This is a genomic window from Streptomyces sp. SID8352 (assembly GCF_009862265.1).
Classification (GTDB): domain Bacteria; phylum Actinomycetota; class Actinomycetes; order Streptomycetales; family Streptomycetaceae; genus Streptomyces.
On sequence record NZ_WWGX01000075.1, the window covers coordinates 13,010 to 39,028 of the forward strand.

Genomic DNA, 26,019 nt, shown 5'->3' on the forward strand with positions numbered 1-26,019 from the left:
CGTGCCTTTGATTGTGCACTATTGAGATGGGTTCAGGGTTAACATCGTGCCCGACGGTAGCGATCAAGGCATCGCCACACCGCGACGGCCGCCCAAGGAGGCTCCCGATGACGACCCCCGCCCAGCCCGAGAACGCACCCGCGGCCCCCGGCAACCAGCCAGCCAACCCGCCCGCGCCCGAAGGCACCCCCGCGCCGACTCCGCCAGAGCCGACCGCAACCCCCGCCACACCCGAACCCACCGAGCCGACCACGCCCGAACCCAAGGCCAAGGCGCCTACGTTCACCGGCGAGTTCGACCCGACGAAGTTCGAGAAGCTCGTCGAGAACATCCGCGGAGACGTCGCAGCCGAGAAGGCCAAGCGCGAAGCCGCAGAGAAGAAGAGCCAGAAGGAACAGGCCGCCTTCATGAAGAGGGTCGCTACCGCCTTCGGTATCGAGACCGACGAGCAGAAGCCGCCCACCCTGGAGGAGCTCGCCCAGCAGCTGGAGGAGTCCCGCGGAGAGACCAAGGCGTCCCGCGACGAGACCCGCCAGACGCGAGTGGAGCTCGCCGTCTACAAGTCGGCCGCTCGCCACGGCGCCGACCCCGACGCCCTCCTCGACTCCCGAACCTTCGCCGAGGCCGTAGCGAAGCTCGACCCCACCGCGGGCGACTTCAACACCCTGGTGGAGAACGCCATCACCAGCGCGACCGACGCGAACCCGAAGCTCAAGGCCAAGGCGCCGGAGCCGAAGGAGCCGCAGCCGACGCCGGCCGGGGGAGCGCCGATGGACGGGGCGCCGAGCAGCAAGCGGCAGTTGGGGGCAGCGGACTTGGCGCGGATGACCCCGAAGCAGATCACCCAGGCCGTTCGGGAGGGAAGGCTCAACGCCTACCTCGGCAGCGGCTGACCTCCCTAGGAGCCTCCGTTGTCGATCAACAACTTCAAGCCCGAGATCTGGAGTGCGCAGCTCCTGGACGCGCTGGAGAACGCACTCGTCTACGCCCAGCCCGCGCTCGTCAACCGCGACTACGAGGGCGAGATCTCCACGCAGGGCCAGTCGGTGCACATCACCACCATCGGCGACCCGACGATCTTCGACTACGACAAGTCGTCGAACCTCAACTACGAGGAAGTCGAGACCGCGGGCACGGACCTGATCATCGACCAGGCCAAGGCGTTCGCCTTCAGGCTGGACGACGTCGACAAGGCGCAGGCCCTCCTCAACCCGATGATGAAGATGGCCCAGAACGCGGCCTACGGGCTCCGCGACAAGGCCGACGCGTTCGTCGCCAGCCTCTACACCGGCGCCGCCGCCTCCAACGTGATCGGCTCTACCGGCGCTCCCATCAGCCTCAGCGACCCGAAGGACGCCTACGACAAGGTGCTCGTGCCGCTGCGCACCAAGCTCGACCGGGCCAACGTGCCCACCGAGGGCCGCTACTTCGTCGGCTCCCCTGAGTTCGAAGGCGCCCTCCTGCGCGACGACCGCTTCGTCCGCGTCGACGCGAGCGGCACGGAGCAGGGGCTCCGCAACGGCATGACCGGTCGCGCCGCCGGGTTCGACATCCTCAAGTCGAACAACACCCCGAACCCCACCGGCAGCGTGCAGGTCATGCAGGCCGGCTACCCCGGTGCGATCACCTACGCCGAGCAGATCCTCGAAACCGAGGCGCTCCGGCTGCAGAACACCATCGCCGACGCCATCCGTGGCCTGCACGTGTACGGCGCGAAGCTCCTGCGCCCGACCGGTATCGCGGTCGCCTTCGTCACTCCGTGATCCGTCACCTCACCTGACTCCAGGAGCATCCCATGGCGCGTACCGCCGTCCCGTACAGCCCGCTCATCGCCAATGGCCACCTGACCAGCCCGGCGGGCACCACCATCGACGCCACCCTCGTCACGAATGGTGTCGTCATCAGCAACGTCGACCCCGAGCGCACGCTCCTCCGGGTCACCAACTCCGCGACCAGCGCGAAGAAGGTCACGATCCGCGCGGGTGCCGGCCGACAGTCCTGGCTGGCCGGAGCCGGGGACTACGTGCAGACGGTCGCCGCGGACACCGGGCAGGAGTTCCTCGGCCCGTTCACGTCGGCCCGGTTCCAGCAGCGTGGCTCGTCGATGCACGTCGACTTCGAGACCGGGTTCACCGGCACGATCACGGTCCTGCGGCTTCCGAAGGCGGGTTTGTGATGGCGGGCCGCGAGTATCGGGGGTCCGGCGGTCTGCGGCTGCATTTGGATGAGCCGCTGTCTCCGCAGATGGCCGACCAGATCGCCCGCGGTTACCTCGTCCCCGTCGACGACGCGGCCGAGTCGGAGCCGCCGGCCGGTACGCCGCTCACCGCTGAAGAGCTGGCCCGGGTCGAGGCGCACGCTGCCGCATCGGAGCGCACCGCGACGCCGGAGCACGCGCAGGCTGGCGGCGCTGAGGACGGCGTGAAGCGCCCGAACGCCAACTCGAAGGTCGACGACTGGCGTGTCTACGCGGTCAGTCTCGGCATGCCCGAGGAGGACGCGGCCGATGCCACGAAGGCCGAGCTGCAGGACTGGGTGAAGGTGGCCGAGTCCGCGACCGAGGGCTCGGGGGACTGAGCTGTGCCGTATGCGAGCGTCAGTGACCTGGAGGCGTGGCTCACCCCTGAGCCCGCCCCCGAGAACGCTGTGCGCCTGCTGGATCTGGCGTCGACGGCGATCGACCGTGCGCTGTACGGCCTCGCATACGACCCCACCGACCCGGTGGTCCGGGATGTGCTCACGCGGGCGTGCGTCCGCCAGGTGCACTGGATGATCGACCGAGACGACGAGACCGGCGCGCAGGACGATCTGCAGTCGATGTCGACCGGCTCCCGGTCCTTCACGCGGCGGACGGTCGGCCAGGGAGCCGGTTCGACGCCTCGGCTTGCCCCGTTCACAGCCGATGTGCTGAAGACGAGCGGCCTCTTCGACGCCTTCGTGTGGGTGGAGGGCTGATGCCGGGCCACATCGGACGCCAGACGGTGGTGCTGCTCGACGCGCCGCTTGTCACGCGCGGCTACAACGAGCAGACCCGTGACTGGGAGCACGCTGTCGAGACGGTGGTGCGGCGGGTGACGGTCGACTACACGGGCGGCACAGAGACGAAGACCGCAGGCGATCAAACGGTCACGTTGGCACGGCTGTTCATGCCGCCGCGCGCCCCGCGTGTGACGGAGTGGATGCGGGTCCGGTGGCAGGGCCGTGACTGGGAAGTCGATGGCGTCCCGGTAGAGCCCGAGCTGGCAGGGCCCCTGTCGGGGCAGGGAGTCGATCTGAAGGAGGTGGCGGGCTGATGGCCACCGAAGTCGTGATCGATGTCGACGTGGACGAGGGCGCGGTCCGTGGCCTCGCCGTCAGCGACACGGTTCAAGCGGACATGGCCGCGCGGATGGATGCCGTGGTCGCTGTTGGGCAGGCGATGGGCCCGGTGGACACCGGCGAGTACGTGTCGAAGATCCACCGTATGCCGGGTCACGACGACGACGGCACCGTCCACGTTCAGGCGGACGCCGCCCACTCCATCTACGTGGAGTTCGGCACTCGGCAGACCGACCGGACCGGGCGGCGCATCCACCTGCCCCACCACACCCTCGGACACGCACTCGACGCCTCAGGAGGCGACCACTAATGGCCGACGACAAGCAGATCAGCGACGTTGCTCGCGTCTGCCACGACGCCAACCGGGCGTGGCAGATCGCCTCGGGCGATCCCGCCGTGTCGCCTTCGTGGGACGAGTCACCCGAGTGGCAGCGCGTCAGCGCGATCCAGGGAGTGCGGAAGGCCCTGGAGGGAGCCACACCCGAGCAGCTGCACCAGGACTGGTGCGACTTCAAGACCAGCGACGGCTGGGTCTACGGGCCTGTCAAGGACGAGGCCGCCAAGACCCACCCCTGTCTCATGTCTTACCGCGACCTGCCGCCCGAGCAGCGCCGCAAGGACGCACTGTTCGCGGCCATCGTCGCCGCACTGACCAGCGAGGAGAGCCACGATGGCTGACGGCGACACCGTGAAGATGAAGCTCACATTCTGGCGAGGCACCCAGCGGCCCGGGACCGTGGTCGAAGTCCCCGCAGACGAAGTCCACCGCTGGAAGGGGTTCGCCACCCAGGTCGAGGACCCCGCCCCGGACGGCAGCACCCCCGACGGGCGGCCCGCCGACACCGCGAAGATCGACGACTGGCGCGCCTACGCCATCCGGCACGGCATGGACAAGCCCACCGCCGACAAGGCCACCAAGGCGGACCTCGTCGACTTCGCGGACAAGGCCCGGGCCGGAGCCAAGGCGTAGCCATGACGACCCCGCCGCTGGTTCTCCCCGACGGCAAGCAGATCGCCATCCAGCTCCTGGCGGCCGATCTGCCGGACGTGCACGTCACCGGGAAGCTCCCCGAAGGCAAGGCCCTCAACGCTGCGCTTCCCGCCGTCAGGGTGCTCCGCATCGGCGGGACCGCTGACATACGCGGCTGGAGCGACCCCGCGGCCAGGGACAACCCGCGGTTCTCCATCGACTGCTACGCGAGCGACGACCAGCAGGCCATGCGGCTCGCCCGCCGAGTCTGCGCCGCCTGGGAGCTGCTCAACGGCCGCTCCACCGAGGACGGGACCGTCATCGGCATCAGCCAGGAAACCGGCCCCCAAGACCGCCCCGAGGAACCGAACTCCGACATCGCTCGTGTCGGGATGACTCTGGGGATGAGCGTCAGCCCACCCCGATCGACCAGCTAGGAGGCCCATCGTGGGCGACTCATCGACGATCATCGTCGGCACAGCCGGCAAGGCCTACATGGGCGAGGTCGGGTCGACGTTCCCGACCGGGCCCGAGGAGCCGTGGGGTGCGGACTTCACGGACCTGGGGTTCGTGACTCCGGACGGCCTGGAGGAGGCTCTGGAGGAGGAGCGGACCCAACTCGACGCGTGGGGCGAGGATGCCCCGGTCATCGACCTGGCGAAGAAGCGGACGCAGACGTTCAAGCTGGTGTTCCGCCAGACGACCGCGCCACTCCTCAGCCTGTACTACCAGGTCAGCCTGGCGAACATGGTGTCCACTCCGGCCGTCACGACGGGCACCCCGAAGAAGCAGTTCCTGTCCTTCGGGTCGGGCAGCCTCGCGGACACCGTGGAGATCGCCCTCGGCCTCGACGTGATCATGTCGGGGAAGCGACACCGCATCATGATCGCCCGGTGTGGCGTGTCGGACCGCGAGGCCATCAAGCACTCCGCCGACGACTCCAGCAACTACGGGCTCACCTTCACCGCGCTGGCCGCGCCGGGCGGACTCCAGAGCGTCCAGCACCAGATCACCGACGTGCCCCTCCCCGCCGTCACCCCGTAACCCTCCGGACTGGTGGCCTGTCGCGCTCAATCCCTGGGCGGGGGCGGCACGACAGGCCACCTGCACAGCCCCCGCCCCAGCCCCTGCCCAAGGAAGAGGACACCGTGTCCAAGCCGAACCGCAAGGTCATACGCCTCCAAGAGATGCGCGCCCAGATCGCGCAGGCTGCTGGCATCAAATACGTCGACCTCGTCTTCGAACTGCCCCCCGTCGACGACCAGCCCGAGGGCGCCGTCCCGGAGGAGCGCACCTGCTCCTTCCTCGTGCAGGACTACTGGCCGCTCGAACTCATCGAGGCCGTCGAAGCCGAGGACGGCAACGCGAACCTGTCCATGCTCCGCAAGGTCGCATCCCCGCCGGACGCGTTCGACGCCCTGGTGAGGACCGCGCAGCTCACCGTAGGCGAACTGAAGGAACTCATCGGAGAGCTCAGCAAGGAGGCGGGCACCGACGAGGGGGAAGGCTCTGGCTCCTCGACGTCCTCCGCGAGCACGCCGGGAGCCTCCGCGCCGACCTCCAGCGGTACTACCCCGGCCGTCGTCTAAACGAGTTCTGGGCCATGTCCTGGGGCGAGGGCTCCATGAACTGGGCCGAACTCCGCGACCTGGTCCAGGCCCTCCCCGAGGACTCCGCCACCAAGGCCGCTCTCGCAGGCGACATCGACGGCCAACGCTGGTCAGCCAGCACCTTCCTCGCCGCCGCCCAGTACAACGCCCTCCTGATGCTCGTCCGGATCCTCTGGACCGCCCACCTCAAGGGCAAGGCCCCAGCCATGGACCCCATCCAGCCACCACGAATCGAGGCACACGAAGCAGACGAAGCCGAACTGGCCGAGGCGCAGCAGCGAGCCGAGCAGTACCTCGACTCCTACTCCCCGGCAGGGACCAGGCAAGACGAACAGGCGGACATCAACGAGTGGCAGGCGCGGATCGCCGCGCTTGAAGCAGCACACGGATAGCGAAAGGAGGACGGCATGGCCGAGGCCACGGTAGTTGGACGGACCCGAGTATCACTCACCCCCGACACCTCGAACTTCGGCAGCCTCCTCCGAGTCGAGCTCCCCAAAGCCATCCGCCCCGGGGCCATCCGGGCGGGCGACCTTGCCGGGCAGATCATCACCGGCAAGGTCCGCACCGCCGTCAGCAAGATGAAGCCGGTCGTCAAGGTCGGGATCAGCCTCGACACCGCCGCCGCCAAGACCGAGCTGGGCAAGCTCACCGCCCGTCGCACCGCCACCATCACCGCCCAAGCCGACACCGCCACCGCCAAACAGGAACTCGGCAGGCTCACCACCGCCCGCACCGTCAAGGTCACCGCCCAACTCGACGACCGCGGGGCGAAGTCCGCGCTCGGCCGGCTCACCGCGGACCGCACCGTCAAGGTCACGGCCGGACTGGACGACCGGGCAGCGCGGGACGGTCTGACCAGGCTCACTGCCAGTCAAACGGTGAAGGTCACGGTCGGGCTCGATGAGACCGCGGCGAAGGCGAAGCTGCGGGGCATCCTCGGACAGCGGACCGTCGATGTCCTCCCCAGGATCCAGCAGGCCGCGTATCGGGCGGCCGAACGGCAGCTCGACAAGCTCACCGCCGACCGCGTCGTCAACATCCGGGCGAGCGTGGACACCCGGGTCGGTGCGCAGGAGATCCGCAACCTCACCCAGCGCCGCCAGGTCCGTATCGGGATCGACGTCGACACCCGCGTCGCCGCAGACAGCCTCGCCAACCTCACCCGCCGCCGGCAGATGACGGTGCAGGCGCGCGCCGACACGGCCGCCGCGAACACGGCGCTGACCTTCCTCACCCGCGACCGCACCATGAACGTCCGGGTCCGCACCACCGGGCTCGCCGCGCTCACCGGCAGCCTCGGCCGACTCAGCAGCAGTGGCGGCGGTGTGGCGGGCGGCATGTTGTCCACGTCAGGGCGCATCACCGCCCTGACCACCGCCGCGCTCTCCGCCCTCCCCGCCATCGCGTCGCTCAGCTCCGCCCTCGCACAGATGGGGCCCCTGGCCGCCACGGCCGCGCCCGCGCTCGGCCTCCTCATCGGCAGCTTCACCGCCATCAAACTCGGCACCAAGGGCGTGGGCGACGCCCTGAAGGCCGCGTTCGAGGACACCAGCAGCGAAGCGAAAGCCGCCGCCTCGGCCACCCGGCAGGTCGAAACCGCACAGCGGTCCCTCACCCGGGCCCAGCGGTCTCTGCAGGATGCCCGGGTGTCGGCCACCGAACGAGTCCGGCAGGCACAGGAAGCCGTCACCACCTCCGAACGCGCCCTCATCCGATCCCAGCGGGACGCCCAGCGCGCCCAGCTCGACCTGACCGCGGCCCGACGGCAAGCAGCCCGGGACCTGCAGGACTTGAACCAGCGGCTGAAGGCGGGCCGCCTGTCGGAAGCGGAGGCCACCCTCGCCATCCAGCAGGCCGAACTCGACTTGCAGGCCACCCGGTCCGATCCGGCGGCGACGCAGCTCCAGATCCAGCAGGCCGAACTCGCCCGGGACCGGGCCGTGCAGTCCCTGGAGGACCAGCGGATCGAACTCGCCCGGCTGGAGAAGGACACCGCCGCCGCGAATAAGGCCGGAGTCGAGGGCTCGAAGACCGTCGTCGACGCGAAACGGCAGGTGGCCGCAGCCGACGAACAGGTTGCCGAGCGGGGCCGGGCGGTCGCTGCCGCCCAGCAGCAGGTCACGAAGGCGCAGGTGGAGGGGCAGCGAGAGATAGCGGACGCGCAGGAAGCCGTCGCCGACGCCGTCCGCGCCGTCGCGGACGCCCAGCAGAACGCCGCCGCCCAGACCACGAAGCTCGACGAAGCACTCGCCAAACTCTCCCCGAACGCACGCGGCTTCGTCCGCACCATCCAGAGCATGGCCCCCGCGTGGAGTGCCATGCGCCTTGACGTGCAGGACTCCCTGTTCGCGGGGCTGGGGGCCCGCCTCAAGGAGGTGGGCAGCCAGGTACTGCCCACCGTGCGTACCGGACTGGCCGGGGCCGCCGGCGACCTGAACCTGATGGGCCGCAACGCGCTCGGCGCGGTGGCCAGCCTGGAGAAGACCGGAGTCCTGGCCGGCGTCTTCGACGGCATTCGCTCCAGCCTCGGCAACCTCGCCCGGCTCCCCGGGCAGTTGGTGACGGCGTTCGGGCAGCTCTCCGTCGCGGCCCGCCCCGCGTTCGACCGCATGACCGGCGGCCTCGCCGAATCCATGGACCGCGCCATGGCCAAGATGGGCAAGGCATTCGAGGACGGCCGCCTGGAGAAGGCCATCTCCACCGCCCTCGATGTGGCCGTGCAGTTCGGCGGAGTCCTCGGCGACCTGGGCGGCATCATCGGCGGCATCATGAAGGCCGCCGACGCCGCGGGCGGTGACTTCTTCGGTGTGATCGGTGCGGCACTGAAGGAGATCCGCAGGGTCATCGAGCTGCCGGAGATGCAGGAGGCCCTGACCGCGGTCTTCCGGGCACTCAACGCGGTCGCGAGTCTGCTGGCGGGTGCGCTGGGTGCTGCGTTGCAGGCGTTCCTGCCGGTCCTCGCCGCGCTCGCCCCCGTGGTCGTGCAGCTTGCGGAGAAGCTCGGTCCGGTCCTGGCGCAGATCTTCACGGAGCTGGCCACGGCGCTGATGCCCGTCATCGAGGCGCTGATGCCGGTCATCGTGGACGTCGTCACCGTGATCGCTGATCTCGCGGTCCAGCTCCTTCCGCTGCTGGCGCCGCTGGGGACGCTGATCGGCGCGATCGTCACGGCGGTCAGCCCGATCATCAGCATGATCGGCCAGAACCTGACGACGCTGATCATGCCGCTGGTGCAGGCCCTCGTCCCGGTGATCCTCGGTCTGCTGCCCGCGGTCGGAGCGATCGGTCAGATCCTCGGCCAGCTCGCTCCGCTGTTCCCGCCGCTGCTGCAGGCGCTGATGCCGCTGCTGCCGCCGCTGGGTGAGCTGGCGGTGTCGCTGCTGACCCTGGCCCTTCAGGTGATTACCCCGCTGATGCCGTTGATCGTCGGCCTCGCCGGACTCTTCACGGGGGTCCTCGCCGGTGCGGTCGGCTTCCTCGTCTCGATCATCAGCACGGTGATCGGCTGGTTCACGGCGTTCACGGACGCCTGCACGGCCGCGGTGAAGTGGGTCGTCGACCGGTTCCGGTGGTTGTGGGATGTCCTCCTCGGCCACTCGATCATCCCGGACATCGTGAACGGAACGGTCGGCTGGTTCAAGAGGCTCTGGCGGTGGTTGAAGGAGCTGATAGGCGGGATCGTGTCCGGCACGGTCGGCTTCTTCCGCGACCTCAAGAACGACACGATCGCCATCTGGGACGCCTTCTGGCGGCGCGTGAAGTCCATCGCCTCCGACGCGTGGGGACTCGTCCGCGAAGGCTTCGACCGGTTCGCAGGCGGCCTCAAGAAGGCCTTCGAAGGCATGCGCGACGGCATCGGCGACATCTGGTCAGGCATCAAGAACCTCGTCGCCGCCCCCATCCGCTTCTGGATCGACACCGTCTACAACAACGGCATCGTCTCCGTGTGGAACGCCACCGCAGCCAAGCTCCCAGGCGTCCCTGACCTGCAGAAGATGTCCATGCCCAAGGGCCTCGGGAAGGCACGCGGCGGTATCCTCCCCGGCTGGTCCACCTGGCGCGACGGCGACGACCAGCTGGTGCCCATGCGCCGCGGCGAAGGCGTCTACGTATCCGAGGTCATGCGCGACCCCTACGAGCGGGCCCGCCTCCACGCCCTCAACGCCGCCGCGATCCGCGGCACCCACCCCGCCATCGCCCGCAGCCAGTACGGATTCGCCGAGGGCGGCATCCTCGGCGGGCTGAAGGCCGCCGGCTCGGGCATCGTCTCCGGCGTCGGCAAGGTACTCGACAAGGGCGCCGACGTCGCACGCGGTGGCCTCGCGAACCTCGCCGAGAAGGCGTTCTCCCCGATCAAGAAGGGCATCCGGTCGGTCCTCGGCGCTGACACGGGCGGCTGGAAGGGCATGATCGCCTCGGCCCCCCTCAACCTTATCGACAAGGCCATCGACTGGATCAGGGGCAAGGACATCCCCGAGCCGTCCGGCGCCTGGCGCAAGCCCGTGACGGCCCCGTTCGGGACGCCGTTCGGGCAGCCGGGCCTGATGTGGGCATCAGGGAAGCACACGGGCCTGGACTTCCCAGCAAAGACCGGCACCAAAGTCGTCGCCGTCGACAACGGCACCGTCCGCGCGGTCGAGAACGGCGGCCCCTACGGCAAGCACATCACGATCGACCACGGCGGCGGACTCGCCAGCCTGTACGCCCACCTGTCCTCCATGGTCGCCAAGGCCGGAGACGGCATCAAGCAGGGCGCACGAGTCGGTGCGGTGGGCGCCACCGGCAACGTCACCGGCCCACACCTCCACCTCGAAGCCCGCCTCCGCGGCAAGGGCATCGACCCCATGCCGTACCTGTCCGGTGGCGACGCCGGCGGCAGTGGCGTGCAGCGCTGGACCGGTGTCGTCCAGCAGGCTCTCGGCGAGCTCCGTCAGTCCATGGGCCTCGTCTCCACGACGCTCCGCCGGATGAGCCAGGAGTCCGGCGGCGACCCGCGCTCGGTCAACCGGTGGGACTCCAACTGGAAGGCCGGTCACCCGAGCGTCGGGTTGATGCAGGTCATCAAGGGAACCTTCGCTGCCTACGCCGGGAAGTACCGGAAGACCGGCCCGTTCATGTACGGCGTCTCCGTCGACCCGATGGCCAACATTTACGCGTCGATGCGGTACGCCCTCGACCGGTACGGCTCCCTGCCGAAGGCGTACAACCGGCCGGGCGGCTACGCCCGCGGCGGCGTCGTCAGCATCAGCCGCGGCCTTCCCCGCGGCTACGCGAAGGGCGGCACGATCACCGTCGGCGGGAAGCGCATCGACACCGGGCCGATCGCCGCGAGCGTCGGAGTCGACTTCCTCAAGCAGCTTGCCGGGACCGCGGCACAGATCGACGCCGCCATGACCAAGGTCGCCACGGCGATCAAGACGGCGTTCAAGGGCGTCAACACGACCCTCGACGACAAGCTCCTCAAGCAGATCAGCACCCAGACGAAAAAGCTCGACGCCCTCGCCAAGCAGCGGGACGCCATCGCCGCAAAGATCACCGCCGCACGGCAGCTCGCAGCCGACGCTACCGACCAGGCCGTCAGCTTCACCAGCATGACCGGCCTCCCCAACAGCGGACTCACGTTCGGCGCAGGCGGCATCCTCGCCGGGCTCAACGTCCGCCTCGGGCAACTCAAGAAATTCGGCACCAACCTCACCGCCCTCGCCAAGCGCGGCCTCAACAAAGACCTGCTCCAGCAGATCATCACCGCCGGACCCGAACAGGGCGCCGCCTACGCCCAGGCCCTGGTCGACGCCACCCCCGCCGAACTCAAGAACATCAACGCCACCCAGACCGCCATCAGCAAAGCCACCACCGCGTTCGGCAAGGGCGCCGCCAACGCCATGTACGACACCGGCACACAGGCCGGCAAGGGCTTCCTCACCGGCCTCCAATCGACGCAGAAGCTCATCGAGCAGCAGATGGCGAAGCTCGCGAAGGCCATCCAGAAGACCATCAAGGTCGAACTGAAGATCAAGAGCCCGTCTCGGATCCTTGAAGCGCTCGGCCGGTTCACCGGCCTTGGCTACGCCCGCGGCGTCGAACGCACCATCCCCGCCACCCAGGCCGCTGCCGCGCGCATGGCGGGAGCTGTCCGCCGCACCGCAGCAGCCACCGCCACCCGCATCCAGCAGCAGTCCACGATCAACAACGGCGGCGACCGGCACCTCCACTTCAACGCCACCACCCGCGAAGTGCCGACCCGCAAGGCGCTCCTCGACGCACTCGCCATCGACGACATGCTCAACAGAACGGTGGTGGTCTGATGCCGATCCTCGTCCCCCCGGTCTACCTCCCCCCGGAGGAACAGCCTGGTCCGCCGTGGCCCACCCTCCTCAACCGGATGCCGGCCGTTTCCTTCACCGACCCGCGGGGCGTGACCACGCAGTTCTCGGACTGGGAGCGCGGCTGGCTCCTCCAGCCCGGCGCCAAGGGGCTCGACATGCCCGGCTACCAGTTCATCACCGACGAGAGTCCCGGCATCGACGGGTACGAGCTGCGCGATGCCCGAGCGGAGGGTAAGGAGATCACTCTTCCGATCGCATTCTGGGCCAGCGACAGCCGCGCCGCGTACAAGGAACGGCGCCGGAAGCTGATCAACTCGCTGAATCCGAAGCGCGGCGTCGGCGCACTGACACTGATCGAACCCGACGGGGCGACACGCAGCATCGGCGCCTACTACAGAAGCGGCCTCGAAGGAGACGAGTCCCTCGATGCCGCGGGGGAACGCTGGTGCATCAACGCCCTTACCTTCGGCTGCCCTTCTCCGTACTGGATCGGGGGCGCCGTCACCCACGCTTGGAAGGCCGGAACCAGCGCGGTCTTCTTCCCTGTCCTGCCCCTGCAAGTAGGCGACTCGCAGGTGCTAGGCGAGGTCACCGTCACCAATCCGGGCGACGACGTCGCCTTCCCGGTGTGGACGATCCAAGGCCCGGCGACCAAGGTCACGCTCACGAACCAGACGTTCGGCCGCGCCATCGTCCTGACGCGTACCATCACCGGCGCGGACGAGATCGTCATCGACACGCGTGAACGCCGCCAGACCGCACTCCTCAACGGCAGCATCAACCTGTGGCCCGACCTGTCCACCGCCTCCGAGCTGTGGCCGCTCGACGAGGGCGAGAACAAGCTCAACCTGGTCGTCGACGGCTCGACCGCGCTGACGAGCGTCTCCATGACCTACCAACCCCGCTACCTGGCGTCGTAGGGGGCTGGCCATGGAATCTACTGCGCTCCGGGTGTACGTCCGCAACAGCACGCTGCAGCGGATCGGGCAGGTCGCCGACTACACCAACTTGACCGTCGTACCCCGCCACAACGCGATCGGCTCGATGAGCATAGAGATCTCCGCCGACTCGCCGTCCGCGCTGCTGCTGGTCGAGGGCAACGGGCTGATCGTGAAAAGGCCGACGGGCGAGACGGTCCTCTCCGGGCCGATCCGCACCCCGGACTGGTCCCGCTCCGAATCCGACTCCGGCGCCGGGCGGCTCACCGTGGGCGCCGTGTCCGACGAGGAGGTGCTCGCCCGCTACACCTGCTGGCCCTCCCCGACCGCCGCGATCGGATCGCAGACCGCATCCGTCTACAAGATCAACGTGCCTGCGGCGGAAACCGGCATGCGGAACTTGGTCAATCTGAACGCCGGCCCCGGGGCGCTCGCGAGCCGCCGCAACGCGCTCCTCACCCTCGCCGCGAACGGCGCCCGCGGGTCGGCGCTGGTCCGGGAGGTCAACCAGTTCGACAACCTGCTGACAGTCCTCCAGGACATTGCGGAGGCGGCCGGCCTCGGCTTCCGCGTCGTCCAGGTGGGCAGCGCCCTCCAGTTCCAGGTGTTCCAGCCCGCCGACCTCAGCGGCACCGCCCGATTCTCATTCGGTCTGGGCAACCTGACCGACGCCTCCTACTCGACGACACCGCCAACCTGCACCAGCGCCATCGTCGTCGCCGGTGGCGGCACCAGCCCACGCGTCTGCAAGACCTACGACCGCGCCGACCCCCTATTCCCGGGCTTGGTCCTTGAGCAGTTCGTCGATCAGACCAGCGTCGACACCGCGTCCGTCGACCTGGCCGCGCAGATGGACCAGGCCGGGGCGGAGGCCCTTGCCAGCGGGGCCGGGCAGGGTGCGCTGTCCATCGCCCCGATCGATCTACCTCAGCTCCGGTACGGGCGGGACTATAACGTCGGCGACACGGTGTCCGCGCAGCTCCGCGGCGGGGCTTGGTACACGGACGTGGTGCGAGAGGTCACGCTGACAAGCTCCGTTGGCGAGGCCGGCGTCCGGGCCAGGGTCGGCGGCGACGGCGGCCAGGACACGGTCGCTCGGATCTATGGGTACATCGCCCGTCTCAAGAAGGATCTTGCGAGGGTCAAGACACGGAAGGCGGCCTGATGGCTGAGTTCTCTGGGCCGTTCGACGGCTCCCCGATCGCCACCCAGTCCCAGTGGTCCGGCATGGCTAAGCGCTGGGGGCTTGATGGCGTGCATGCCCTCAGCGAATCCAGCAACCTCCTGAAGGTCACCGCCTCCGGGACGACCACCGTGGCCGTTGCCCCGGGCCGTGCCAGCGTGAACGGCTTCTACTACCACAACAGCAGCACGAAGAACCTCCCCGTCCCGCCGAACACCGGCGGGACAGCACGCACTGACCTCGTCATCCTCCGCGCCGACCCCATCACGGCCAAGCAGGTCACCGCCGTCTACAAGGCTGGCGGGGCCAGCGCGCCCAGCCTCACCCAGGACGACGAGGGCATCTACGAGGTCCCTCTCGCCCAGTGCACCGTCGCTGCCGGGTCGTCCGTCGTGACCGCTGTATCGGTCCTCGACCGCCGATGGCTCACGGACCGCGGCGCGCTCCCGTCCGTGCCGGGAGCCCGCCGGCCGAGCATCCGGAACCAGCTCCTCGTCGAGGGCGGCAAGCTCTTTGTGGGGGATGGGGCCGGGTGGCGGTGGTTGGGTTCGTCTGGTGTGGAGGACTCGGCCTACACCCCGGTCTGGACGGCGGGCACCACCACGATCAACTGGGGTTCCGGCAGCCAGAACATCGGGCGGTACCAGGCGGTCGGTAACCGGGTGGATGTGACGATCCAGCTCATCCCGTCGGGGAATCCGCCCGGCTACCCCGACCCGATCATGGTGAGCCTCCCGCCGGGTCTTCCGGCCACCGGCCAGCTCAGGAGCCTGTTCCAGTGGAACTTCACCTCCAACAACGGCGAAGGATCCGCGACCGGCGTCGGCTACGTGGCCACCACGGAATCCGTCACCCGGATCTCCCGGCTCCGCTACCCGGCCACCACCAGCGGCGGCGGCCCCGATGCTTACAACCTCCTCACCAACACGCCGTTCAACATCCGCACGGATGACGTGCTCACGATCGACGGCTCCTACTGGCTCGCCTGACAGAAACGAGGAACCTCCCAGTGGCAAGGCATCTCTTCGGCGGCAGCCCCGCTGACTTCGCCATGGAACGCGTCGGCGACCAACTCGTCCTCCGCCCCGGTTCACAGGGCACCGTGTGGGACTCCCGGGTGGGCGGCGTACAGATCACGGACCTCACCGACCTGCAGCTCAACCCCACCACCACGGTCACAGCAGACGCGGACGGCGGGGCCGCCTTCCTGGGCCCCGACGACGACACGATCACGTACCTGTACGTGGACTTCGGCTACGGCCGCCGCTACATCCTCACCGCCACCGACCTCGGCAAGACCCTGAACGACTTCATCGCCCGCGGCGGACTGCCCGACGGATGGGCCAAGCTCGACTCGTCGGGCCGGTTGACGGTCAGCCAGCTCCCGGCACAGCAGGACTGGGTGGCCACCAAGGGCGCCGTGATCAGAATGCCGTCGGGCGCTGTCTCGGAGGTGGTCTGGCGGGCACCCCGGGATTGCACCATCACGGCGGTCCGCGGGTACCGGGCGGGCGGAACGGGAGCCACGATCAACGCCGCGAAGAACGGTCTGGACATCCTGGTCACGGATCTCTCCCTGTCGACGGCCGCGACCTGGCTGTCCGGGCCCACCCTCCAGAACCAGGCTGTGCTTGCGGGGGATTCGGTATCGGTCGCCTTGCGGTCCGTGGCCGGAAGCCCGTCCGCGGTGACAATCCAGATCGATGTGCAGGAGGCGTGATGGACCTGCTGCTCGTCCAGGACGACCGACTGCACGTGAACCCGCCTGCCGCGCTGACGACGAGCGTGGTGCCGGGGCCGCCGCAGCTCTTGCAGGTGTCTGATGCGCGTGGGCTCCTTGCGACCTTGACGGTCGGCGCGCGCACCGTCACGATGCGCGGACAGCAGAGGACATTCACGGAGCAGAAGCGGCCGTTCGCCGACACGTTCCAGCGGACAACCACGGCTGGTTGGGGTCCGTCGCCAGGTGGCGGCACCTGGTCGAACAGCAACGGCACCGACGCCGACTACACCGTCACTCCGGGGCGCGGGCTGATCTCCGTGAGCGCGGAGAACGCGTCCCGGCACACGTCGCTGGTCAACGACATATCGGACTTGGATGCTCGGCTCTCGTGGTCGATGGACAAGCCAGCCACGGGCAACGCATCGTCGCTGGCACTCTCCTTCGCCTACACCTCGTCGACGTCGCAGTATCGCGCGAGACTTTCTGTCCTCACCTCGGGGACGGTGCAGCTCGTGCTGGAGTGCCAGACATCGGCAGGGACGACCACGATCGGCGCCCTGACAACCGTCGGCACCGGATACGTCGCCGGGGACATCTGGCACATCCGCGCCCAGCGGGCCGGGACGACGCTCAGGTGCCGGGCCTGGAAGGACGGTGCGACGGAGCCAGGCACGTGGACGCACGAGGTCGTCGACACCAGCCTCGGCGCCGGACGGATCGGCGTGAGGGCGTTCGCCTCCGCTGGCTCCACCGCCATCCCGATCCTGTTCCGCGTACACGAGATTCAGCTCTACTCCGGCACTTGGCCGAGCACGCCGACGGTCACACACAACACGTGGGTACGCATCCTCGCCACCCCCTTCGACGGCACGTGGACGCCGGCGCTCGCGGATCAGATCCGGGCGTGGGCGGTCGACACCACCCCCGACGCGCTCGCGCACGCCATGGCGTACATCACCGGGGCGTTGGTGGTGATGGACTCCCGGATGGGTGGGGGAGTGCAGGTCGCCGGGCAGGCCATGTACGGGCCGAACGCTGCTGACGGCACGCGCCGGGAGGGCGCGGACTGGCATGAGTACATGGGGATGCCCTGGACCTATCCGAACGGGGAGTCGAAGGCCACGTCTCCGGAGTGGCGGCAGTGCATGGACTGCTCGGGCTACGTGCGGATGGTGTACGGCTACCACCTGGGCATCCCTATGGTCCGGGACCGGGACTTCGACGGGATCAACTTGCCGCGTCGGACGCGGGATATCGGTCCCAGCGGGCCGGGCATCGTCGTCGCCCAGGCTGCCAGCGCGCCGCCGCCGCTGGCCAACCTGCGGATCGGGGATGTGCCGCTGTTCGACGCGGACTCCGGTGATGCTACGTCCGGCCAGATCGACCACAACGGGATCTTCATCGGCATCGACCAGAACGGCCGCTACCGCTTCCTGAACTCAAGGAAGACGCCCAACGGCCCCACGATGGGTGACCTGGGCGGCACCTCCATCCTCGATGGTACCGGTCTCTACGCCACCAGCCTGCGCATCATCCGGAGGTTCTGATGCCGTTCATCATGCAACCCCAGCCTGTTCCGCCCGCAGCGCTGATTTCTGCTCTGGTGCCTGCGGCCGGTGGGCTGCGGGTGGAGGTGACGGCGCCGGCTGGGGTGGGCTTGTCCGGGGTGCCGGGTGGGGGAGTGGTGGTGGGCTGGGTGCTGGTCGCCGACGACGAGACGACGGGCGGCGCCCGCGTGGACCCTGTGTTCCTCAGTACGGGCCGGGCGTGGACACCAGACCAGTACCGGGCCACCTACGGGAAACGGTTGGGGTTCGTGGTGGGGCGGGAGCGCTGATCCACGCGGCGGGCCGCAGCGTCAGTCGCCCGTCAGGGTCCCGGTCCCACCAGTACGCCCGGCCGAACAGGTAGACGATCCGGTGGGCGTCGGGACGCCAACGGCCAGTGAGGGCGAAGTCGCTGGCGTTACTGCGTAGGGCTCGCAGGGTGGCGCGCGCGATCGTCTGCCCAATGCGGTCCATTGCGGCTTGCAACTCGGTGTCAGGTGCGGTCATGGCGCCCTCCAGCGGCGTCGAGGTGGTCGCGCCAGTTCATGCCGGGCGGGAGGGCCGCAGGGTCGGCGTCCACATGAGGCGCGTCCGGATCGTCGTGCCGCATGGCGGTCAGTCGCATGCTGCCGTCGGCTCGGTTGACTTCGGTGACCTTGCCGACAGCCAGGACCCTGCCGGTGCTGGGGTCGGCGCAGGCGACGAGCCGTCCGACGAGCGGATCGGGCATCTCCCGCTCGGCGAGTTCGGCATCGGCCACCGCCATGACGGCGCGCATCATCGTCTCGGAGGGGTAGCCCACGATGGTGCTCACAGCCTCCGCATAGCGGGCGTACCGGGCGGCATCCTTCTCGGTCACGGCCGCTCCCTCAGCTCGACACACAGTTCCACGCGCAGACGCTCGGAGAAGGCGTTGCGGATTTCCACTGACGGACACCTCTCGGGGAGGGTGGCCCCACTGCCGTGCAGCAGGGCGTCAACGGTGTCGGGTGCCGGGCAGTCGATGCGGGAGCAGGTGACGTGCCCGCCCTCGGCGAGGAAGAGACTGCTGCCGCCGCAGGCGGGCATCGGCCCTGAACGTCAGTCATGGGGCGCCTCCTTGGTGTCGGTGTGGCGCTCGCCGTGCGGGATCGTTTGCAGGTCACGCGCGCGGGCGAGGTTGGCGTCGGTGAAGCCGAACGGCCGGAACCCGTCGCAGCGTGAGCACTTGCCGTAGACATCGTGGTCCAGCGCGGGTCGCGTGCACACGCAGGTCCTGTGCGCCTGCTCGATCGACGAGCAGTCGGCGTGGAAGAGACCCCGCTCCCCCTGCCACCAGCGCCCGCGGGGTCCGTCCCACGAGTGGGAGTGGTTGACCTGATCGCCCTTGACGGAGCGGCCGTTGCACCAGGCGCAGCGGGTGAGGAAGCGTCGGCGTAGCCGCTGGTAGGTCCGGAGCTGGATCTTGTAGTGGTGGATGTGCCAGCGCCATCCGCGTGCGAACCTCCACGTCCCGTCGCGGCGCTGGACGCGCCTCCCGCAGACGGACAGGCTGTCACGTCCGCCCGGCTCGCGGTGCCACACGGTGATCAGTGACGGGAAGTAGTAGTCCCGGCCTCCCAGCCGCCAGAACGCGCTGTAGCTGGAGGGCTTCCACCAGGGGAACGCGCCCTCGCGGTGAGGCAGATCGTCGGCGCACCAGGTCCCGCAGTCGTGGTGGAGGCGGATCCGCCAGCGCACGGCCTGATGCCCTGCGGCCGAGAGGGGCGAGCGCTCCGGCCACGGGCGGCGGATCTCGAAGGCGACGGTCAGCGGATCATGCACGGGAAGCCTCCGTGCGGGCTGGGGTGCGGGTGGCGGCGGGCCGGACCCGCACAGCCAGGCCCGCCGCGGAGGGAGCGCAAGGACCCCCGGCGCCTCCCTACCACCGACCATACCCCAAGAACTTACGAATCGTAGGTGTATTGCTGGTGTTGACCTATGATTCAAAGGTCAATGGTCGCTGGTGCCATCACTTCCGCACCCCAACAACAGGAGACCCCATGGCCTGGTACCCCGGCGCCACCAAGATGGAGCTGCAACCCGAATCAGACCAACAGCCCGCGATCCGGCCGACCCAGTTCCTCGTGCACAGCATCGTCGGCCCCTGGACCGCCCGCCGAACCTACGAGTACTGGCGCGACTCCACGAACCTCGAATCCCACTTCGGCATCGGCTACGCCGGAGACATCGCCCAGTACATCGGCACCGAGACCCGCGCCGACGCCAACGCCTCCGCCAACCGCCGTCCCGATGGCACCGGCGCCATCTCCGTCGAGACCGCGTCCAACCTCACCGCCACCGACCCCTGGACGGACAAGCAGGTCGAGGAACTGATCAAGGCCGGGGTGTGGGTCCATCACCAGCACGGCATCCCCCTCCGCCTGTGCCGAACCGCCGACGACCCTGGCTACGGCTGGCACGCGATGCACGCCGCCTGGAACCCCGACGCGCACTCCTGTCCCGGCCCGGCACGGATCAAGCAGTTCCGGGAGGTCGTGTTCCCCGGGATCGTCGCCCGCGCCAGCGGCAAGACCCCCGCACCCAACCCCACCCCGAGCAAGGAGAAGCCCATGTCGTACCGCGAGATGTGGGAGCAGGACATCGCCCCAGCGCCGTCGAAGTCCCCGACCCTGAAGACCAACCCGACCTGGAAGCCCATCAGCTTCCTCCGAGAGATCTACGACCTCGCCCTGGAGACCCGCAACCTAGTCCGCGAGATCCGCGCGGCGCAGAAGAAGGGGGCCTGACCATGGCCGACCACATCTCCCTCCCCGACGCACAGACCGTCGTGAAGACCACCGCCGCCTACGCCCGCGACCTCGCCGAACGGACCCTGTCCACCGCCGTGGTCGCAGCTGGCGGCGTCGCCCTCGCCGCCGGCCCGGCCGACATGTTCCACGCCACCTTCTGGCAGACCATGGCCGCCGCCGGAATCGCCGCCGCCGGATCCCTGCTCAAGGGCATGCTCGCCCGCGCCTTCGGCACCAAGAACTCCGCGAGCCTCGCCAAGGGCGTCTGATGCGGTGCCGTGCGGCCCGGCGACTCCGCAAGACCCTGGGCCGCCGCGGCTCCTTCCTCGCCGTCATCGGCACCGGCAAGACCTGCTGGGGCATCAGCTTCCTCGTCAACCCACCCACCGACCACGGCCTGCAACTCCTCACCCAAGCGACTAGCCTCCGAAACTGGGCCTGGCTCTGGATCGCCTGCGGCACCGCCACCTTCGCCAGCGCCTTCCTCCAAGTCGGCCGCGACAAACTCGGCTACCTCGCCGCCCTCATACCCCCCACCGCGTGGGCCACCGCCTACACCACCGCCGTCATCACCGGCAACTACTCCCGAGGCGGCTTCGTCGCCATCTGGTACCTCACCTCGCACGTCGGGGTCATCTTGTGGGCGGCCACGGTGCCCGAATACTCGGTCCCCCCAGCGCCACGGCCCCGGAGAGGCAAGGCACCATGACCGTCGCCGAATGGGCCACCATCATCGGAGCCACCGGCAGCATCCTCGGCGGCGGAGGCTGGTTCGTCGCCCGCGCCACCCGCGACGCCGCCCGCGCCACCGCCGCCGCACAGGAAGCAGCAGCCCGAGCCAACGCCGCCCCCGCCCAACAGGCCGCCAACCTCGCAGTCCTCGAAGCCACCGTCCGACGCGTCGACGAAGAGAACGGCCAACTACGCGGCAAGATGTCCCGCCTGGAACAAGTCGTCCGCGCCTTCGCCTGGACAACCGACCGATGGGCACGCCAGATGAACCGCGCCGGCATCGACCCCGAGCCAGCCCACCCCCTGGTCGAGGAGTACAACCGCACCGGAGTCTGACTCGGGAAACGACGACACCCCCGCCCCTGCCGAGGCAGGAAGCGGGGGCGGCCTGAGGTACGTCAGCCGGTGATCTCGCCCTCGAACTCGGGGAAGTCCTCTCCGGACCGCTGCACCGTGACCACGATCTTCTTCCCGTATCGGGACTCCAGGCTGTTGTCATCGGTCTTGGTCACCGTCACGCCGGGAGCCAGCCGGCCTTCCAGCGGATCCGAGTCCGTGACGAACTGGGTAGTAGACGCCTCGCCGCCGTTCGTGGCGCCGTCGATGAAGGTGGACAGGTCATCCAGCTTCACCGGCGCCTTGCTGCCATTGGTGATCTTCAGCCGGATTCGGAACTCGGTCGCCTCAGGATCGTCCTCGGAGTAGTCGTCCTCAACGAACTTCGTCCACTCCTTCGCATCCACGACCGACACCTTCAGCCCATCTGGCCACGTGAACGACTCGCCGAACTTCAATCCGGTCAGCCGCCCCGCTGTCCCGTCCCCGCCGGTCCCCCCGCCCTCCTCGGCGCAGTGCTCAATCCAGTCGGCCTGGCTGAGCGACTCATCCGAGCAGTCCACCTCCGGGTTCCCGGCGCCCGTCGACTCCGCCGGCGCGGTCGGTGTTGCGGGCTGCGGCTTCGTCGCCACGTCCTTGCCGTCATCGGACCCCCCGCACCCAGTCACAGCAGCCAGAAGCATCGCGGCCACCGCCGCCGTCGCACGAACGCGCATCAGAACCCCCAAGGTTGAAGGGTCACCGTAGAACATGTGAGGGACCTGTGAGCGCGGGTTACCAGCCTGTGATGAACCGGGTTACCAGGGATCGGTCGGCAGCGCCTGGGTGAGGGTCCACGTCTCATCGCCAACTCGGCAGGTGATGACCAGACGCACCGGGTGCCCCAGATACTCCTCCTGCCAGGCATCCATAGTCTTCCCCTCCATCCAGGCCCCGGGACGTGTCCGGTCCATCTGAAACGGTCGACCCCGACCGACCTTGAGAGAGAACGGGCCGACCGCCCGCCCGTTTTCATCTGCCGTGTCATTGTGTGGCGTGAACTGGTATGGGCCCCACACGTGAGCCTCAATATCTTCTCGCGTAGCTCCCCGCCCAAGCAGATTGGAGCGGTCCTTGTCATCGTCGTCGACACGGATACTCACGACCTCGACCTCGCCAAGCTCATCCGGGCCGGCAAGATGCACGTTCAATGTGGAACACTCGCGGTACGGCCCGCCCAGGGAGAACCTGAAGCGAGGCCGACGCTCCTCATGGCGCCGATCGCGCTCGATCCGCGTTAGCGTCTCCGCGGTCTTCGTCGAACGTCGGGCGGCAAGCCAAGCGCCGCACGCGGCTATCGCACTGAGGCCGGCGGTAGAGGCGGCACTGATGTCCACCCAAGGGATACTCATGGCGCGGGAGCATAGCGGCGGGCACCGACAGCCTGATCGGGCTGGAGAGAACGCCTCGGCGAGGGGCGCGTGGCTTGCTAGCGCATAACGTTCCCTTATGCGCTGCTGGGGTCCGGCGTTACGAACGGAGCGGGCCCCAGCCCGGAGCAGCCGGACTTGCGCGGACCGCTGGTGGCCATGAACTCGCTCTCACGACCATCCGGCAGGCGGAGGATCCCGGGCGCGGCATCGAAGAGATCCACATCGGTGACTTCGTCGGCGAGCGTGATGCCGCCGGCCCAAGTGCTGTCGCGGTCGGATTCGCGGTTGTCCGTGCGGCTCGGGTCGTAGCGCAGCACGAGAGACACGTCGACGGGCGCCTCTCGGCCGTCAGGGAAGATCACGACAGCGGGGCCGACGTAGCGAGGGCGCCCGTCGCCGGGGTGGAAGCGGGGTCTTGAAGTCATGACGCGATGCTAGCCACCGCCGTGCAACCAGACAGCAGCTTGGGGCAGTTGATCGACAAGCACTCTCGATAACATGCCATATCGCGGGCGAAAAACCGGTACAATTAGCTATGCTCAGAGAGCTGATCACCGATCACTGGTTCCGTGAAGGCCCCGTCCAGCTCGACGGCTCGGACGGCTACTGGATCTGCGACCGCTGCGGCCAGCACCGAGGCGACCACCTACAAGCCGAAGGCCACTGGTTGAAGCCGCTCCACACGTTCATCCCCCAGGCACACTGGCGACCGTCGCACTGCCGAACCTGCGGCCGGGAACACCGTCACACCACGCACACGCCGTGGCTGTGGGAGCAGCTGGAGGCGGCCGCATGACCGCCGAAGTCCTGCGCACGTACCGCTTCCGGTGCGACGCAGCCAACTGCACGGTTTCTGACCTCTCCGAGACCGACGATGCCCCCGTCGGCTGGACGACGATCGACAGCATCGCTCACCAGTCGCACGCTCCGCTGCCGTCAGTGAAGGCGGGCCGGACCCTGCTGCGGGCTCTGGACGTCCGGTCCCTCCGGTCACACGGACGATTCCGGCTCCACCTGTGCCCCACCCACGTGGGTGCCCTAGGGAAGCACGCGCCGCAGACCGACAATGAGGGCGGCCAAGGCGCGTCCGTCGCCTGCTCCTGCGGTGAGCGCCTGGCCCGGTCCACGCCGAACCCCAAGGCGCTCTGGGCTCAGCACTACGAAGCTGTATCCACCGGGACGGAGGGTGAGCGATGAGCGGCACCCTCATCCCGCGTCAGTCGGACGCCATCCCTGCCGCCTACGACGCTGCGACGCTCGCCGTCCTGGCCGCCATGGAGAAGGCCGCCGACGAACACCTCGAAAGAATCATCCCCGACAACACCAAGCGCGGATACGCCAACGACTGGGCACTCTGGGAGGAGTTCCACGACTGGCTCGCCGAACGCACCGGCCACCGCATGCCATCGACCGCCGTCACCAAAGGCACCCTCGTCGGCTTCGTCGTCTGGCTCGACACGATCAAGCTAGCCGCGCCCGCGAGCATCGACCGGCGAATCACCGGCGTCACCGTCACCGCCCGCCGCACGCACGGCGTCGAGGTGCCGAAGGAAGCGACCGTCGCTGCCCGCAAAGCCCTCAAGCCGCTCAAGAACGACGAGGACCGCGTCGCGCGAGGGCGAGGCGCAGCCAAGGCGGCAACTCCCGAGCAGCTCCGCCAGATGGCCGCCGCCGTACCCGACGGGCTCACCGGGATCCGCGACCGCGCCCTCTGGCTTATGGCCTTCGCCGTCGCCGGACGCTCCGCCGAAGTCGCCGCCCTCCGCGTCGAGACCATCGCCCACGTCAGCCAGGGGCTCGAAGTCCACGTTCCCGCCGTGAAGGGGCGGCCACCCCGGGACGTCGTCGTCGGCTACGGCCGCAACCCCGACACCTGCCCCGTCCGCGCCTGGCTCACCTGGCGCGCCGCCGCAGGCATCACCACCGGACCCGCCTTCCTGCCCATCACCGTCCACGGGCGCCTCGGCGACCGCGCCCTCTCCCCGGAAGCCGTCCGCGAGATCATCGCCCGCAACGCTGAACGAGCCGGCCTGTCCGTCCGCCTCACAGGACACTCGATGCGGGCCGGGTTCATCACCACGTCGCGCCGAGCCGGGAAGCGCGAGGAGAAGATCCGCGAACAGTCCGGGCACGCCGAGAACAGCCCCGCCTTCTGGGGATACATTCGCGAGGCTGACAAGTGGACCGACGCAGCAAGCGAGGACATCGGACTGTGAGAGAACCCTGGGTACGCCGTGGTTACGACGAGACGCGCCTTTGGATGCGAATGCCATTCAGTCGCGCCAACCGATCATGGCTGCACGAAGAACTGGGCGACCGCATCCGCCCGGACTGGAACAACACGGTACGCCCCGGACGGTGGGAGATAGCCAAGCCGCACTTGAGGACGCTAGTCGAAGCCCTCGCCAACCGGTTCGGAGAGGTGCACGTCTACCTGGAGTTCTCAACCACCGAGCAGTGCCACGACAAGTGCCAGACGGCGGCCGGTGACGACTGCACCTGTTCCTGCCGAGGGGAGCACCACGGCGGCGGCACCTACTGGACCCAGTGGCAGTTGGTCGGCGAAGGCGTGCTCGTTGGTCCTGTGGGTCGCGTGGAGCGGCACTACATCGCACGGCCTGACAACATCGGCTTCTGAAGTGTCCGTCGACGATCGGCGTCTCATGCCAGACTGACCTCGGCCCCGTCGTGCATCCCCCGTCGCGACGGGGCTATCTGCCGGAAGGATGCTGCTGTGGGTGACGAGTTGCGCAGCTTGGTGGGCAGTCGACGGCGGGAGGTCGGCTTGTCGTACCAGTCGCTGGCTGCCGCATGCCGGGAGACTGGTGGCGGCGCGGCGGTGTCGTCGGCCTGGCTGCATCGGCTGGAGACCGGCGCCCCGGTCAACGCTCCGTCTCTGGAGGGCCTGGACACGCTGGCCGCCGGTCTCAGGTTGGAGCCGACGAGGCTTCGGGAGGCTGCTGCCGCGCAGTTCTTCGGTGTGCGCGTGGAGTGGGAGGCGTCGGGAGAGGCAGCCGAACTGCTCCGCATGGTGGGCGCTCTGCCACAGCACCAGCAGGCTGCGCTGGTCGAGCTGGTCCGCGTGATGGCAAAGGACTGCTGATCGGTTGCCTGCTCTGGCATCCTGGTGGTGGTCACGCTCGTCTGCTT

At 68.8% G+C, this 26,019-nt stretch carries 35 protein-coding genes; 29 read left to right on the forward strand and 6 right to left on the reverse strand.

Annotated features, from left to right (window positions below):
* The first annotated feature begins 107 nt into the window (after window positions 1-107).
* The 20 genes from GTY84_RS22985 (at window position 108) to GTY84_RS23075 (ending at window position 17,908) form a co-directional block, all read left to right on the forward strand.
* Window positions 108-893 (forward strand): hypothetical protein, encoded by a 786-nt coding sequence (locus GTY84_RS22985; RefSeq protein ID WP_161228268.1) that lies wholly within the window; start codon window positions 108-110, stop codon window positions 891-893.
* Between the two features lie 18 nt (window positions 894-911).
* Complete coding sequence (locus tag GTY84_RS22990; RefSeq protein ID WP_161228269.1) at window positions 912-1,763, forward strand: P22 phage major capsid protein family protein; 852 nt, start codon at window positions 912-914, stop codon at window positions 1,761-1,763.
* Between the two features lie 32 nt (window positions 1,764-1,795).
* Window positions 1,796-2,176 carry a hypothetical protein gene (locus GTY84_RS22995; RefSeq protein WP_161228270.1) on the forward strand — a complete coding sequence of 127 codons (381 nt, stop codon included), beginning with the start codon at window positions 1,796-1,798 and terminating at the stop codon, window positions 2,174-2,176.
* Window positions 2,177-2,244: 68 nt separating this feature from the next.
* On the forward strand, window positions 2,245-2,577 hold the full coding sequence (locus GTY84_RS23000; RefSeq protein ID WP_237532541.1) for a hypothetical protein: 333 nt from the start codon (window positions 2,245-2,247) through the stop codon (window positions 2,575-2,577).
* A 3-nt stretch (window positions 2,578-2,580) separates the two neighbouring features.
* The gene (locus GTY84_RS23005; RefSeq protein ID WP_161228272.1) at window positions 2,581-2,955 is read left to right on the forward strand and encodes a hypothetical protein; all 375 of its coding nucleotides are present in this window, start codon (window positions 2,581-2,583) and stop codon (window positions 2,953-2,955) included.
* Complete coding sequence (locus GTY84_RS23010) at window positions 2,955-3,293, forward strand: hypothetical protein (protein WP_161228274.1); 339 nt, start codon at window positions 2,955-2,957, stop codon at window positions 3,291-3,293. The genes GTY84_RS23005 and GTY84_RS23010 overlap by 1 nt, the downstream gene beginning before the upstream one ends.
* Window positions 3,293-3,628: an HK97 gp10 family phage protein gene (locus GTY84_RS23015; RefSeq protein ID WP_202551632.1), complete on the forward strand. Its 336-nt coding sequence runs from the start codon at window positions 3,293-3,295 to the stop codon at window positions 3,626-3,628. The genes GTY84_RS23010 and GTY84_RS23015 overlap by 1 nt, the downstream gene beginning before the upstream one ends.
* Before the next feature lie 86 nt (window positions 3,629-3,714).
* Window positions 3,715-3,996 carry a RyR domain-containing protein gene (locus GTY84_RS23020; protein ID WP_202551633.1) on the forward strand — a complete coding sequence of 94 codons (282 nt, stop codon included), beginning with the start codon at window positions 3,715-3,717 and terminating at the stop codon, window positions 3,994-3,996.
* Window positions 3,989-4,288, forward strand: a complete 300-nt coding sequence (locus tag GTY84_RS33105; protein WP_202551653.1) for a hypothetical protein — start codon at window positions 3,989-3,991, stop codon at window positions 4,286-4,288. The genes GTY84_RS23020 and GTY84_RS33105 overlap by 8 nt, the downstream gene beginning before the upstream one ends.
* A 2-nt stretch (window positions 4,289-4,290) precedes the next feature.
* Complete coding sequence (locus tag GTY84_RS23025; protein WP_161228277.1) at window positions 4,291-4,725, forward strand: hypothetical protein; 435 nt, start codon at window positions 4,291-4,293, stop codon at window positions 4,723-4,725.
* Window positions 4,726-4,735: 10 nt separating this feature from the next.
* Window positions 4,736-5,332 (forward strand): phage tail protein, encoded by a 597-nt coding sequence (locus GTY84_RS23030; protein ID WP_161228278.1) that lies wholly within the window; start codon window positions 4,736-4,738, stop codon window positions 5,330-5,332.
* A 104-nt stretch (window positions 5,333-5,436) separates the two neighbouring features.
* Window positions 5,437-5,877 carry a hypothetical protein gene (locus tag GTY84_RS23035; protein WP_161228279.1) on the forward strand — a complete coding sequence of 147 codons (441 nt, stop codon included), beginning with the start codon at window positions 5,437-5,439 and terminating at the stop codon, window positions 5,875-5,877.
* 14 nt (window positions 5,878-5,891) lie between these two features.
* Window positions 5,892-6,290 (forward strand): hypothetical protein, encoded by a 399-nt coding sequence (locus GTY84_RS23040; protein WP_161228280.1) that lies wholly within the window; start codon window positions 5,892-5,894, stop codon window positions 6,288-6,290.
* Window positions 6,291-6,305: 15 nt separating this feature from the next.
* Window positions 6,306-12,206, forward strand: coding sequence for a peptidoglycan DD-metalloendopeptidase family protein (locus GTY84_RS23045; protein WP_161228281.1), 5,901 nt, complete (start codon window positions 6,306-6,308; stop codon window positions 12,204-12,206).
* Window positions 12,206-13,147, forward strand: a complete 942-nt coding sequence (locus GTY84_RS23050) for a phage tail domain-containing protein (protein ID WP_237532542.1) — start codon at window positions 12,206-12,208, stop codon at window positions 13,145-13,147. The genes GTY84_RS23045 and GTY84_RS23050 overlap by 1 nt, the downstream gene beginning before the upstream one ends.
* A 10-nt stretch (window positions 13,148-13,157) precedes the next feature.
* Window positions 13,158-14,330 (forward strand): siphovirus ReqiPepy6 Gp37-like family protein, encoded by a 1,173-nt coding sequence (locus GTY84_RS23055; RefSeq protein WP_161228282.1) that lies wholly within the window; start codon window positions 13,158-13,160, stop codon window positions 14,328-14,330.
* A complete protein-coding gene (locus GTY84_RS23060; protein ID WP_161228283.1) occupies window positions 14,330-15,337 on the forward strand; it encodes a hypothetical protein in 1,008 nt (335 codons plus the stop codon). The genes GTY84_RS23055 and GTY84_RS23060 overlap by 1 nt, the downstream gene beginning before the upstream one ends.
* A 20-nt stretch (window positions 15,338-15,357) precedes the next feature.
* A complete protein-coding gene (locus tag GTY84_RS23065; protein ID WP_161228284.1) occupies window positions 15,358-16,068 on the forward strand; it encodes a hypothetical protein in 711 nt (236 codons plus the stop codon).
* Window positions 16,068-17,618 (forward strand): C40 family peptidase, encoded by a 1,551-nt coding sequence (locus tag GTY84_RS23070; protein ID WP_161228285.1) that lies wholly within the window; start codon window positions 16,068-16,070, stop codon window positions 17,616-17,618. The genes GTY84_RS23065 and GTY84_RS23070 overlap by 1 nt, the downstream gene beginning before the upstream one ends.
* On the forward strand, window positions 17,618-17,908 hold the full coding sequence (locus GTY84_RS23075) for a hypothetical protein (RefSeq protein WP_161228286.1): 291 nt from the start codon (window positions 17,618-17,620) through the stop codon (window positions 17,906-17,908). Before GTY84_RS23070 ends, GTY84_RS23075 begins: the two co-directional genes overlap by 1 nt.
* Window positions 17,909-18,111: 203 nt before the next feature.
* Here the strand turns inward: GTY84_RS23075 and GTY84_RS23080 are convergent, their stop codons facing one another.
* From GTY84_RS23080 to GTY84_RS23090, 3 genes are read right to left on the reverse strand one after another with little or no spacing between them, the layout of a single operon-like run.
* On the reverse strand, window positions 18,112-18,477 hold the full coding sequence (locus GTY84_RS23080) for a hypothetical protein (protein ID WP_161228287.1): 366 nt from the start codon (window positions 18,475-18,477) through the stop codon (window positions 18,112-18,114).
* The gene (locus GTY84_RS23085; RefSeq protein ID WP_161228288.1) at window positions 18,474-18,686 is read right to left on the reverse strand and encodes a hypothetical protein; all 213 of its coding nucleotides are present in this window, start codon (window positions 18,684-18,686) and stop codon (window positions 18,474-18,476) included. The genes GTY84_RS23080 and GTY84_RS23085 overlap by 4 nt, the downstream gene beginning before the upstream one ends.
* Window positions 18,687-18,698: 12 nt before the next feature.
* Window positions 18,699-19,421 (reverse strand): hypothetical protein, encoded by a 723-nt coding sequence (locus tag GTY84_RS23090; RefSeq protein WP_161228289.1) that lies wholly within the window; start codon window positions 19,419-19,421, stop codon window positions 18,699-18,701.
* Window positions 19,422-19,639: 218 nt separating this feature from the next.
* Between GTY84_RS23090 and GTY84_RS23095 the strand changes: the two genes are divergently transcribed.
* From GTY84_RS23095 to GTY84_RS23110, 4 genes are read left to right on the forward strand one after another with little or no spacing between them, the layout of a single operon-like run.
* Window positions 19,640-20,386 (forward strand): N-acetylmuramoyl-L-alanine amidase, encoded by a 747-nt coding sequence (locus tag GTY84_RS23095; protein ID WP_161228290.1) that lies wholly within the window; start codon window positions 19,640-19,642, stop codon window positions 20,384-20,386.
* 2 nt (window positions 20,387-20,388) lie between these two features.
* Window positions 20,389-20,658, forward strand: coding sequence for a hypothetical protein (locus tag GTY84_RS23100; protein ID WP_161228291.1), 270 nt, complete (start codon window positions 20,389-20,391; stop codon window positions 20,656-20,658).
* A complete protein-coding gene (locus tag GTY84_RS23105; RefSeq protein ID WP_161228292.1) occupies window positions 20,658-21,098 on the forward strand; it encodes a hypothetical protein in 441 nt (146 codons plus the stop codon). The genes GTY84_RS23100 and GTY84_RS23105 overlap by 1 nt, the downstream gene beginning before the upstream one ends.
* Window positions 21,095-21,457, forward strand: a complete 363-nt coding sequence (locus GTY84_RS23110; protein WP_161228293.1) for a hypothetical protein — start codon at window positions 21,095-21,097, stop codon at window positions 21,455-21,457. The genes GTY84_RS23105 and GTY84_RS23110 overlap by 4 nt, the downstream gene beginning before the upstream one ends.
* 62 nt (window positions 21,458-21,519) lie before the next feature.
* On the opposite strand, the gene GTY84_RS23115 is transcribed toward GTY84_RS23110, so the two are convergent.
* The 3 genes from GTY84_RS23115 to GTY84_RS23125 form a co-directional block, all read right to left on the reverse strand.
* Window positions 21,520-22,209 (reverse strand): hypothetical protein, encoded by a 690-nt coding sequence (locus GTY84_RS23115; RefSeq protein ID WP_161228294.1) that lies wholly within the window; start codon window positions 22,207-22,209, stop codon window positions 21,520-21,522.
* 45 nt (window positions 22,210-22,254) lie between these two features.
* Complete coding sequence (locus tag GTY84_RS23120; RefSeq protein WP_161228295.1) at window positions 22,255-22,833, reverse strand: hypothetical protein; 579 nt, start codon at window positions 22,831-22,833, stop codon at window positions 22,255-22,257.
* Between the two features lie 110 nt (window positions 22,834-22,943).
* Window positions 22,944-23,294, reverse strand: a complete 351-nt coding sequence (locus GTY84_RS23125; protein ID WP_161228296.1) for a hypothetical protein — start codon at window positions 23,292-23,294, stop codon at window positions 22,944-22,946.
* Window positions 23,295-23,404: 110 nt separating this feature from the next.
* Here GTY84_RS23125 and GTY84_RS23130 point away from each other — a divergent pair, with 110 nt between their 5' ends.
* The 5 genes from GTY84_RS23130 (at window position 23,405) to GTY84_RS23150 (ending at window position 25,972) form a co-directional block, all read left to right on the forward strand.
* A complete protein-coding gene (locus GTY84_RS23130) occupies window positions 23,405-23,665 on the forward strand; it encodes a hypothetical protein (RefSeq protein WP_161228297.1) in 261 nt (86 codons plus the stop codon).
* Window positions 23,662-24,066, forward strand: a complete 405-nt coding sequence (locus GTY84_RS23135; RefSeq protein ID WP_161228298.1) for a hypothetical protein — start codon at window positions 23,662-23,664, stop codon at window positions 24,064-24,066. The genes GTY84_RS23130 and GTY84_RS23135 overlap by 4 nt, the downstream gene beginning before the upstream one ends.
* Window positions 24,063-25,085, forward strand: coding sequence for a tyrosine-type recombinase/integrase (locus GTY84_RS23140; RefSeq protein ID WP_161228299.1), 1,023 nt, complete (start codon window positions 24,063-24,065; stop codon window positions 25,083-25,085). Before GTY84_RS23135 ends, GTY84_RS23140 begins: the two co-directional genes overlap by 4 nt.
* Before the next feature lie 164 nt (window positions 25,086-25,249).
* Window positions 25,250-25,507, forward strand: coding sequence for a hypothetical protein (locus GTY84_RS23145; RefSeq protein ID WP_237532543.1), 258 nt, complete (start codon window positions 25,250-25,252; stop codon window positions 25,505-25,507).
* A 96-nt stretch (window positions 25,508-25,603) separates the two neighbouring features.
* A complete protein-coding gene (locus GTY84_RS23150; RefSeq protein WP_161228301.1) occupies window positions 25,604-25,972 on the forward strand; it encodes a helix-turn-helix domain-containing protein in 369 nt (122 codons plus the stop codon).
* Window positions 25,973-26,019: the final 47 nt, after the last annotated feature.